The organism is Mesorhizobium sp. Arg314, assembly GCF_053714275.1.
The window spans coordinates 1-10,538 of the sequence record NZ_JBSKBP010000083.1 but is presented as its reverse complement, the minus strand read 5'-3'; the positions used below and the strand labels follow the sequence as shown (position 1 = coordinate 10,538).

The 10,538-nt window shown below is 60.6% G+C and carries 10 protein-coding genes; 4 read left to right on the top strand and 6 right to left on the bottom strand.

Features of this window, described 5'->3' with window-relative positions; all coding sequences use genetic code 11:
- The first annotated feature begins 363 nt into the window (after positions 1-363).
- Positions 364-747, top strand: coding sequence for an SMU1112c/YaeR family gloxylase I-like metalloprotein (gloA2, locus tag ACWGS9_RS32945; protein ID WP_454509152.1), 384 nt, complete (start codon positions 364-366; stop codon positions 745-747).
- Between the two features lie 161 nt (positions 748-908).
- On the opposite strand, the gene ACWGS9_RS32940 is transcribed toward gloA2, so the two are convergent.
- The 6 genes from ACWGS9_RS32940 to ACWGS9_RS32915 form a co-directional block, all read right to left on the bottom strand.
- Complete coding sequence (locus tag ACWGS9_RS32940; protein WP_320311774.1) at positions 909-1,643, bottom strand: ribonuclease activity regulator RraA; 735 nt, start codon at positions 1,641-1,643, stop codon at positions 909-911.
- A gap of 23 nt (positions 1,644-1,666) precedes the next feature.
- Positions 1,667-2,830, bottom strand: a complete 1,164-nt coding sequence (locus tag ACWGS9_RS32935) for a mandelate racemase/muconate lactonizing enzyme family protein (RefSeq protein ID WP_454509151.1) — start codon at positions 2,828-2,830, stop codon at positions 1,667-1,669.
- Between the two features lie 31 nt (positions 2,831-2,861).
- Entirely contained in the window at positions 2,862-3,959 is a 1,098-nt protein-coding gene (locus ACWGS9_RS32930; RefSeq protein ID WP_454509150.1) for an ABC transporter ATP-binding protein, read from the bottom strand.
- Between the two features lie 129 nt (positions 3,960-4,088).
- Positions 4,089-4,979: a carbohydrate ABC transporter permease gene (locus tag ACWGS9_RS32925; RefSeq protein ID WP_454509149.1), complete on the bottom strand. Its 891-nt coding sequence runs from the start codon at positions 4,977-4,979 to the stop codon at positions 4,089-4,091.
- Positions 4,976-5,923: a carbohydrate ABC transporter permease gene (locus tag ACWGS9_RS32920; RefSeq protein WP_454509148.1), complete on the bottom strand. Its 948-nt coding sequence runs from the start codon at positions 5,921-5,923 to the stop codon at positions 4,976-4,978. Before ACWGS9_RS32920 ends, ACWGS9_RS32925 begins: the two co-directional genes overlap by 4 nt.
- Positions 5,924-6,000: 77 nt before the next feature.
- A complete protein-coding gene (locus ACWGS9_RS32915) occupies positions 6,001-7,482 on the bottom strand; it encodes an ABC transporter substrate-binding protein (RefSeq protein WP_454509147.1) in 1,482 nt (493 codons plus the stop codon).
- Positions 7,483-7,692: 210 nt separating this feature from the next.
- On the opposite strand from ACWGS9_RS32915, the gene ACWGS9_RS32910 reads away from it, so the two are divergent.
- From ACWGS9_RS32910 to ACWGS9_RS32900, 3 genes are all read left to right on the top strand, one after another.
- Entirely contained in the window at positions 7,693-8,403 is a 711-nt protein-coding gene (locus ACWGS9_RS32910; protein ID WP_454509146.1) for a GntR family transcriptional regulator, read from the top strand.
- 57 nt (positions 8,404-8,460) lie between these two features.
- Positions 8,461-9,627, top strand: a complete 1,167-nt coding sequence (locus ACWGS9_RS32905; protein WP_454509145.1) for a mandelate racemase/muconate lactonizing enzyme family protein — start codon at positions 8,461-8,463, stop codon at positions 9,625-9,627.
- A gap of 59 nt (positions 9,628-9,686) precedes the next feature.
- A partial coding sequence (locus ACWGS9_RS32900) for an enolase-like domain-containing protein (protein ID WP_459077404.1) occupies positions 9,687-10,538 on the top strand: 852 nt, incomplete at its 3' end.

The following is a 10,538-nucleotide window of genomic DNA, read 5'->3' as shown; positions in this document are numbered from 1 at the left end:
ACACGCCGAAACACAAATCCCCATAGCTCACCGCCTGCTGACCGCGGGTTCCTGCATGAGAGGCTTTCGTACGCCTCGCGGCACCCGAAACCCTTCAGCATAGTTGTCGTCCGTCGATCCCGTCGACAATCCTGGAAGCTGCGGTACGCTCACCTTCGGCAGGCGGCTAACATACACATTTTCGCCCGACACTTTTTGCAAGGTCGGGTTGATAGTTGCCTAACGCCAGACCAGCCGAAATGCGGATTTGGTTGCGCTCTGGCGGTAACATCATGCCACCGATTGGGAGCAGATGACGAGGCGAGTGCCGTGTAGTCGACGGTGACCTTGGCCTCAAATCCCACCTTCGGTAGAGTTCTTAGTATGCTGAACGCCATTCACCACGTCGCGCTCATCTGCACCGATTACGACCGGTCTCGACGGTTCTACGTCGAACTCCTCGGCCTCGATCTGATCCGGGAGGTCTATCGGGAAGAGCGGCAGTCATGGAAGGCAGATCTGCGGATCGGGTCCGTCCAGTTGGAATTGTTCTCCTTCCCTTCACCAGCGATGCGGCTGTCCCATCCAGAAGCGACAGGCCTGAGACATCTGGCATTTGCTGTGGCGAATCTTGATCCCGTAATTATGCGCCTAGAAGCCGCTGGCGTTGCCGTTGAGCCAATCCGGATCGACCCATATACAGACCAACGGTTTACCTTTTTCAGCGACCCAGATGGATTGCCGCTGGAACTCTACGAAACCCCATAAGGAGCGGTTAGCTTTCGCGACTCATCGGAGGTGGGAACGGCAGTCGGCAGATACAATCCGCCAACTCGGGTGCGTCACGGGGCTCCTTGCCACGGACGAGGAGGGCCGATCGCTCTGCGCCTCAGATGTTGCCGCATAGCGTAGCCGCAGTAGGGGTGCTCCTAGCGATTTGTTTTACGCCACTCCTCGTATTCCTCTCGGGCATCGTCATGCAGCGGATAATAGCGTTGCAACGGCGCGCCCTGCATGAGCTTCTCGCGCGAAAATTCTTCCCAATCGTGATGCTTCTTCGCTTCTTCGACGACCTTCGGCGCCATTGCCACGGGAACCACCACCACCCCGTCATCGTCTGCGACGATAATGTCGCCAGGGATCACAGTGACACCACCGCAGGCAATCGGAACGTTGACGGCATTTGGATAGATGCTGGTTTGCACATGATAGTTGGGCGTCCAGCCGCGCAGCCACAGCGGCAGATCGAGCTTCTCAACATTGGGTCGGTCACGCATGCATCCGTCGATGACAATGCCGGCGCCGCCTCTGCCCTTGAAATAGGTCGACATCATATCGCCGAAGACGCCCGAGCTCATGTCGCCGCGCGCGTCGACCACGACCACATCGCCCTCCTGCGCGTGGTAGAGTACGTGCCGGTGCAACTGCGTCTCCGGATCGGCATATTCTCCCTCGTTGAAGAGGTCCGGCCGCTGCGGCAGGAACTGCAGCGTCAGCGCCGGCCCTACGATCGACTTGCCATGGTTCTGCGCCACCGGTCCAACCATGTGCGGATTGCGGAAGCCCATGTGGCCAAGCGTGCCGGCGACCGTCGCCGCGCCGATCTCCCTTAGCGCGTCGATCAGTTCCTTGGGCGGCCGCGTGATGTCGGGGGTATGCGTCATTGTGGACTCCGGTTGAAATGGAACTACCAGTTGGTGACAGAACCGTCGCGGCGCTTGAGGTGGGGCGCTTCCCAAAAACGGAAACTCTGCGCTTGGATCGCCTCTTCGTTGATCTCGACACCCAGTCCCGGCTGGTCGCCGACCGGATAATCCGGGCCGTCGAGCTGTGGTTGCATCGGGAAGAACTCGGAACTGTCGAAACCCAGCTTTCTTTCCGGCGCCCTGGTCTCGAGCCAGGCGAAGTTCGGCACCGCGGCGGCGAGATGTATGGTCGCGGCGGTGCACACCGGACCGAGAGGATTGTGCGGCATCAGGTCGACATAGTGCGCCTCGCTCCAGCCGGCGACCTTCATCGCTTCGGTGAGCCCACCGACATTGCAGACATCGAGCCGGTTGAACTGATGGATGCCGCGCTCGATGTAGGGCAGGAACTGCCACTTGCCGGCAAATTCCTCGCCGATGGCGAACGGGATGTCCGTCATCCTACGCAAGGATTCATAGGCCTCCGGTGTCTCGTCCCGTATGGGCTCCTCGAGGAAATCAAGCACGCCGCGGCCGAGCTTGTTGCAGAAGCTCGCCGCCTCGGCCACCGACAGCCGATGATGATAGTCGATGCCGAGCACGACCTCGTCGCCCAGCGCCTGGCGCGCCTTGTTCAGCATGCTAGCGGTGGCGCCGATCGACTCGCGCGGTTCGAAAACGTCCCTGCTGCTTTGCCCGATGGGGAAGAAGCGGATCGCCTGCCACCCCTGCGCGCGCAGTTCGCGGGCTCGTTCAATGGCAGCATCGCCCTCGGCCTCGTCTCCGGTCGAGGCGAAGGTGGGGATGCGGTCGCGCTGCTTGCCGCCGAGCAGCTCGTAGACCGGCACCCCCAACGCCTTGCCCTTGATGTCGTGAAGCGCGATGTCGATGGCGGAAATCGCAGCCTGCAGAACGCGCCCGCCTTCGAAATACTGGCTGCGATAAACCTCCTGCCAGATCCGGCCGATCTGCATCGGGTCGCGGCCGATAAGAAATTCGCGATAGTGCTCGATCGCGCCGGCCACGGCCTTCTCGCGACCGCTCAAGCCGCTCTCGCCCCAGCCGAAGATACCCTGATCGGTCTCGATCTTGACGAGCATCTGGTTGCGGGTCCCCACCCAAGCTGGATAGGGCTTGATTGCCGTGATCTTAAGCTTCGTCGTCATTCACACCCGTTCCACACGCATTCGCGCTGTCTCAGTTGCCCTCGAGGGCCATCTCCGTTTCGCCGTCGAACAGGTGGATGCGTTCCTGGTCGAACTCGAGCCAGATCTGCTCGTCCGGTGTGACGGCGATGTTGGGCGACACGCTGATGTTGACGATGGCGCCGGAGAGGAGCGCCTGCACGAAAGTGACGTCGCCGGTTGGTTCCACCGTATAGGCCTTGGCCGGAATGGCGCCGGGAATGGCGCTCTTGTGCAGCTTGATCGTCGAATGTCGCGCACCGAGTACGACCTTTCTGGTGGCCGCTCTTTGGACCTTGCGCGCGTTGAGCTGCGACAGCTTAAGGCTCCACCCTTCAGCGCTGGTGAGCACGGTGTTGCCGTTTGCCGTCGATGCCTCTAGCGGAATAAGGCTCATCGCCGGGCTGCCGACGAAACTTGCGACGAACATGTTGGCGGGATGGGCGAAAACTTGCGCCGGCGAATCGTATTGTTGCAGGTAGCCGCCGTTCATCACCGCCATCCTGTCTGCCATGGTCACGGCCTCGAGCTGGTCATGCGTCACATAGACGATCGTCGCCTTGAGATCCTGGTGGAACCGCTTGATTTCGGACCGCATCTGTACGCGCAACTTTGCGTCGAGATTGGAGAGTGGCTCGTCCATCAGGAATACCGCTGGATCTCGAACCAGGGCTCGGCCCAGGGCCACGCGCTGCTGTTGGCCGCCCGAAAGTTCGCGCGGCTTGCGCTCGAGCAGCTGTGTCATGTCGAGAACCTGCGCCGCTTCCCTGACCTTCTTGTCGATCTCGTGCCTGGGCAGCTTGCGCATCTGCAGCGGGAAGGCGAGGTTCATATAGACCGACTTTTGCGGATAGAGCGCATAGTTCTGGAACACCATTGCGATGTCCCGGTCTTTCGGGTCGAGGTCGTTGACCACCCGGTCGCCGATGACGATGTCGCCCGATGTGACCGGGATCAGCCCCGCGATGAGGTTGAGCGTTGTCGTCTTGCCGCAGCCTGAAGGGCCGACGAGCGCAACGAACTCGCCGTCATTGACCGTCAGCGAAACCTGGTTGACGGCTTTGAAGCTGCCATAGGTCTTGACGAGATCGTTGAGGACCACGTGGGCCATCGGCAACTCCCTAGTCTAGAGCATGATGCCGAAAAGTGTGAAGCGGTTTTCGGACGACATCATGCTCCACTTCCTTGATTTGGAGCCGGATTCAGATTTCAGGTCGTTTCGACCTGAAATCATCCGGCTCTAGTGCTTGACCGCGCCTTCTGTAAGGGCGCGTACGAAGTATCGTTGCAGGACGAGGAACAGCACCACGACGGGCACGCTCATCATGAAGCTGGCCGCCATCAGACCTGGAAAGTCCGTCGTGTTTTCCGAGAAGAAGCGCTGGATGCCGACCGGCAATGTCAGCTGCTCGTTTTTGGAGAGGAAGGTGTAGGCGTAGATGTACTCGTTCCACGCGCCGATGAAGGAATAGATCGCCGTGGCGATGATTCCTGGCGCCGAGAGCGGCATCACGATCACGATAAAGGCCTGGAACCGCGTCGCCCCGTCGATGCGCGCCGCCTGCTCGAGCTGAACCGGGATGTTGTCGTAGAAGCCCTTCAGCAGCCAGATTGCCAGCGGCAGGCCGAAAGTGAGGTAGGTGAGAATGAGCGATCCATGCGTGTTCACCAGCCCAATGGCGCGCATCAGGATGAAGAGCGGCACCAAAAAAATCACCGCCGGGAACATGTTGCGAAGCAAGACGGCGAAGAACAAAAAGTTCCGGCCCGGGAAGGTGAAGCGCGAAAACGCGTAGGCCGCGGGAACCGCCACGATCACGGAAAGGATAGTCGTTGCAGTGGAGACGTAAAGGCTGTTCCAGAAGAAGCGCAGGAAGTCCTGGCCAACACTGTTCTGCGGATCGAGCAGCTTCTGGTAGCTGGCGAGGGTAGGCTCGTCCGGCCACCATTGCGGCGGGAATTGCATCGCGGCAAAGCCGGACTTGATCGAGGTGATCAGCATCCAGACCATCGGTAACGCGGTGTAGAGCAGCATGAATACGAGGAACATGCGCCCGCCCCACCGCCATCCGTCGATGCGCATGCGGCGACGAGTCTGGCCTCGAGGGGCTGTCTCGGCAATCGTGCTCATGCGCTGCCATCCTTCCGGTCGTTGCCGCTAAGCGCGCGGACGTAGAAGTAGCCGAGCGTCATCAGGATGAGGAACAGAAGCACCGAATAGGCCGATGCCACTCCCCAGCGCTGCCGGCCGAAGGCGAGCTCATAGATGTGGGTGATCCAGATATGCGATGCGTTCGACGGGCCGCCGCCGGTCATGATCCAGGGGATGATGAAGGAATTGAAGTTGGCGACTGCCAGCAGAAGGATCGTCACTGTCGAGACGTTTCTCAAATGCGGGAAGGTGACGTGCCAGAAGCGCTGCCATGCATTGGCTCCGTCGACTTTTGCGGCGCGCAGCAACTGGTCGGGGACTGTCTGCAAACCGGCCATCATCATGATCATGGCGAACGGGAACTCGCGCCAGATGTTGACCACGATCAGGGAGGGCAGCACGGTGCTGACGCTGTCGATGAAATTGGGGGGACGGTCGGCCCATCCGAGGCCGACCAGCACCGCGCCGATGATCCCAAAGTCCGAATGGTAGATCCACTTCCAGATATAGGACGCGGCGACCGCGCTGATGACCCAGGGAATGATCAGGATAGCGCGCAGCACACCCCGGCCGATGAAGTCACGATGGAGCGCCAGCGCGCAGGCAAATCCCAGGACAAAGGAGATGAAAGTGGATGCCAGTGTCCAGATAAGGGTGTTCGAGGTGACCTTCCAGAACACCGGACTGCTGAGGATGGCGGTGTAGTTGTCGATGCCGACGAAGATCTTGTCCCGGAGCTGGAGGCCGGGCGGGGTGTTGAAGAACGACAGCTCGATCGTGTAGTAGATCGGATAGGCGATCACGATCAGCATGACGGCAATTGCAGGGAGCACGTACGCGTAGTCAGCGCGATGCTCCCAAATCTTGCGCAGCAGGGGTCGCAATCTTCGCCGAGCCCCGGTCTTGCCGGCCACGATCGTCACTTTGGCGTGCCCTTGTTTTTCAGTACGAGCCGGCTGCGCTCTTAGCGCAACCGGTGAGATCGCAGGTCAGGCTTCGGCTAGAGTCCCCCGCCCATCAGGTCTTTCACCTTCTTGGCCGCGTCATCCGCTGCCTGGTCGACGGTCATTGCTCCGGTGAGCGCATTCTGTAGCATGTCCGGGACGATGATGTTCATGATCTCGGGGGACTGCGGCAGCGCCGGGAACGGGATGCCGTATGGCAGCATCGAGGTGGTGACGTCGAGGAACTTGATGCTGTCCAGGCGCTCCTTCATCCATTTGGTCTTGAAGCCGTTAAGGTTGCCCGGGTTCGAACCTGCATAGGCCATCTTCAGCGACCATTCGGGGCTGGTCCACATGCAGATGATGGCCTTTGCAGCTGGCTCGTCTACCTTGCCGCCCTCGACATATTCGGGCTTCAGGATGTGGATGTTCGAGCCGCCGAACACGACCGCGCGCTTGCCGTCCGGGCCGGTCGGAATGAGGCCATAGCGCATATTGTCGATGACGGTCTGCGCCTTGTCCTTGTCGGTGCCCGTCGCCTTCTTCTGGAGGTCGAGCATGACATTGTAGTCGGATGGGTGCGAGATCATCATGCCGAGCTGGCCGGCAAGGAACAGCGGCTGGTTGTCGGCCTGTTGGTTGGTAAGCGCCGAAACCGGAACCGACTTGTCGCGGACATACATATCGTAAGAGGCTTGCAGCGCGGCCTTGCTCTGCGGGCTGTCGAGCTCGATCTGCTTATAGGTAGGGTTCGCCGTGGCTTCATCGAAGACGCCGCCTCCATAGGCCCACAACTGCGGCATGAAGCGGTACGGGGTATTGCCGGCATTCTTGCGGGCCACAAGGCCGTAACCGGCGATGCCGAGCTTGTCGTGAATCTGCTTGGAGTATTTGACGACGTCGTCCCAGGTTGCCGGAGCCTTGTCCGGATCGAGGCCAGCACGCTTGAAGATATCGGCATTCCAGATGAACGCCATGGTCTCGTTGTTGGTTGGAATGCCGTAGGTCACGCCGTCCCAGGTCACGGCCTTCATGGCGCCGGGCCAGAAATCCTCGGTCGAATATCCCACGTCCTCGGGCTTGAGCGGCTGCAGATAGCCTTTTGAGGCGAACTCGGTGCCACCCAGGATTTGCAGGCGGACCGCCATCGGCGCCGCATTGCCAAGCAGCGCCGTGCGGAACTTGTCCAGGAGATCGTTATAGGTGAGGGCTTGTTCCTCGAGCTGGATGTTTGGATAGGTCTTGCGGAAGGTCTCGAAGAAATCCTTGTAGTACTGGCGCAGGAGATCGGGGTCGCCCTCGAACACGCCCTGATACCAGAAAGTCAGTCGCCCCTTGTAGTCGAGTGGGGTGACCTTGGCGCAATCGCCCTCCGTGTCGAAATCCTGCGTGCCCGCGATGGAGCGCACATATTGCGGCGACCACTTGCTCAGGTCGACCGGCGGCGCGCCCAGCGCCGGTGCGGACATCAGCGATGCCGCTAAGGCAGTGGAGACAGTGCCGCGCAGGACGGCACCGCCGAGTGTAATCCTCGTCATAGGTATCCTCCAGGTTTCTCTCCCATGCCGCTCTGCATCGAGGTGAGCGGTCTTTGCTCGTCGGCCGTGGGATATCTCTATCAATGTATCCCTTCGAGCAGTTTGTACGTTTTCAGATAGTAGATTGTCTGTCAACGCAAGAGATCGTACATTGTTTATGGAAACCGTGCGTGATATCGGTCAGAATGTGTATTGATTGGGGAGCGGGCCTTGGCAGAAACAAGCGATTTCAAAGCGGAACCACCCGAAGGGATTGACGCTCTCGGGGCCTCCAGCGAGGGCGCCTCGCTTTATCAGCTGATCCGGGAAGACATCATCGAAGGGCGGCTCGCGGCCAACGAACGCCTTGTGGTAACCGATCTAGCCCGGCGTCACGGCACCTCGACCAACCCCGTGCGCGAAGCCCTGCAGTTGTTGCGCGGCGAGGGCTTTGTCACCTTCGTTCCCAACCGCGGCGCGCGCGTCCGGCCCATTGATCAGGATTTTGTCCGGGATATCTACGAGATCGGAGTCCTGATCGAGCCGGCCCTGACGCGATGGTTCGTCAATATGGCGACCGTCGAGGACATTGCCGAACTCGAACGTATCCAGGGCCTGATTGAAGAGAACAACTTTGCCGACACGCTCAAGCACAGCGAGCTTGATACCGCTTTTCACACCGTGATGTATCAGAGGCACTACAACCGCCATGCCGCCGAGCTTTGGTGGAAGCATCGCGAAGTGCTGCGCGCCGTGAGCCGGCGTTTCAATTTCACGCTTGCCCGGCGTGCCGCGATCCTTCGCGAGCACCGGGAGCTCATCGCGCATGTGAAAGCGGGAAATGCCGACGAGGCAGCCGAACTCATTGCGCGCCATGTCGAGGGCTCCGGGCGGCATGTCCTCGAGCACATGCGCGCGCGTAACGCCGCTCGGGCGGGGTAGAATATTCGGTCGAGAATACCGCTAGTCGGGGTCATTCCAGACAAAGGTAGTTGAGAGATGAAAATCACGAGCATTAGGCCGTGGCTGATCAAATCCGATGCTTCTTATTGGGGAGAGTACCTGTTCGTCGAAGTGACGACCGACGAGGGAGTGAGTGGCTGGGGAGAGATCACCACCACGACAAAGTTGGCCAACCGCGCGCTCTGCACGATCTTACGACAGATCGGTATCGCCGTGGCAGGCGAAGACCCCGCACGTATCGAGCATCTGTGGCACAAGATTTTCCGCAGCTTCACCTATATGGGCAGCCGCGGGGCCGCCGTCGAATGCGTGAGCGCCATCGATATAGCCCTCTGGGACATCCGGGGCAAAGTCCTCGGCAAGCCGATCTACGAGCTGCTGGGCGGACCGGTGCGCGATGAAATCGCGCTGTACACCCATCCCAATCAGGCCAAATTCACCAGCAAGGACGCTGTGGTCCGCGAAATCATGGACATCGTCGAGTCCGGCCACACCGCTCTCAAGTTCGATCCCTTCCCTCACCAGGGCCGCACCGCCGATGGCGTGCCCCGCGAACAGCGGGATGGTTACCTCGACGGCAGCATGACCCGCAAGGACGAGCGCGAAGCGGCCGAACTCACGGCGCTGATCCGCGAAACGGCGGGCCCTGACGTCGACATCCTCATCGACGCGCATGGCCGCTTCGACGTTCCCACCGCCATTCGCCTCTGTCGCAGCCTCGAGGAAGCCGGCCAGATCGACTGGTTCGAGGAGCCGTGCCCGCCCGAGAGCCTTAACGCCCTCAAGCAGGTGCGCGACAAGGTCAGCGCCGCTATCTCGTGGGGCGAGCGCGGCCACACGAAGTGGGATTTCGTGCCGGTCCTCGAGAACAAGCTCGCCGACTACATCATGCCTGACGTCACCTGGACCGGTGGCATTACCGAACTCAAGAAGATTTCCGCCCTATGCGAAGCCTACTACATCCCAGTCTCGCCACATGACGCCGCGGGACCGATCAACGTCGTTGCGGGAGCACAGGTGATGATGACCGTTCCGAATTTCTACAAGCTCGAAACTTCGGAGTGGAATTTGGGCAAGTACGATCATCTTATCGACAGGCCGCTCGATGTTTCGAATGGCAGCCTCAGGCTGACGTCGACGCCGGGCCTCGGCATCGAGATGAATCGCGACTACCTGCAAGCCCATGAGATCGAGCTGGGCTAGCAACGCCATCGGCAGCACACGGGGCGACAGGGCCCCGCCGACCTGAACGAGGATAAATCATGCCAAAGACGGATGGAGCCGACGAGGCTCTCAACCGGGTCAACACCAACTCGAAGCCGTCCGAGCTTCGCATCACCGACATGCGTGTGGCCGAAATCGTCGGCGCGCCGTTCACCTCGGCGCTGCTCAAGATCTACACCAACCAGGGCATCGTTGGGCTTGGTGAAGTGCGTGACGGCGCCAGCGCCACCTACGCGCTGATGCTGAAAAGCCGGCTGCTTGGCGAGAACCCCTGCGACATCGACCGCCTGTTTCGCCGGATCAAGCAGTTCGGCGGGCATGGCCGGCAGGGCGGCGGCGTTTCGGGGGTCGAAATCGCTTTGTGGGATCTCGCTGGCAAGGCGTATGGCGTGCCGATCTACCAGATGCTGGGAGGACGGTTCCGCGACAAGGTGCGTGTCTATTGTGACACCGACGCCGAGAAGCCCAGTGGCACCGAGACCGGAAAGCGCCTCAAGCAGCGCATGGACCGGGGTTTCACCTTCCTCAAGATGGACCTGGGCTTGATGCAGATCGCCCATGTCCCGGGCGCCGTGGCCGCGCCCGCCGGCGCGCTGGAAGGGTTCCATGCCAATCCGCGCGGCCGTGGCGGTACGCCCGAGCAGCGCAAGGCCCGCAATCTCGCCTACGACGCGCAGAACGTGCAGCACCCGTTCACGGGCCTGCATTTCAGCGAAAAGGGGATAGACCTGCTTGAGCAATATATCCACGAGGTCCGCGAGGTGATCGGATACGAGATCCCGCTCGCCATCGACCATATCGGCCACATCTCGTTGCAGGACGGCATACGCCTGTCGCGTCGTATCGAGAAATATGTTCCTGCCTGGCTGGAGGACGTGATTCCCTGGCAA

Bases quoted from the DNA above. Each gene is read 5' to 3' on its own strand.
- gloA2 (WP_454509152.1), top strand. From the start codon at position 364: ATGCTGAACGCCATTCACCACGTCGCGCTCATCTGCACCGATTACGAC.
- ACWGS9_RS32940 (WP_320311774.1), bottom strand. From the start codon at position 1,643: ATGACGCATACCCCCGACATCACGCGGCCGCCCAAGGAACTGATCGAC.
- ACWGS9_RS32935 (WP_454509151.1), bottom strand. From the start codon at position 2,830: ATGACGACGAAGCTTAAGATCACGGCAATCAAGCCCTATCCAGCTTGG.
- ACWGS9_RS32930 (WP_454509150.1), bottom strand. From the start codon at position 3,959: ATGGCCCACGTGGTCCTCAACGATCTCGTCAAGACCTATGGCAGCTTC.
- ACWGS9_RS32925 (WP_454509149.1), bottom strand. From the start codon at position 4,979: ATGAGCACGATTGCCGAGACAGCCCCTCGAGGCCAGACTCGTCGCCGC.
- ACWGS9_RS32915 (WP_454509147.1), bottom strand. From the start codon at position 7,482: ATGACGAGGATTACACTCGGCGGTGCCGTCCTGCGCGGCACTGTCTCC.
- ACWGS9_RS32905 (WP_454509145.1), top strand. From the start codon at position 8,461: ATGAAAATCACGAGCATTAGGCCGTGGCTGATCAAATCCGATGCTTCT.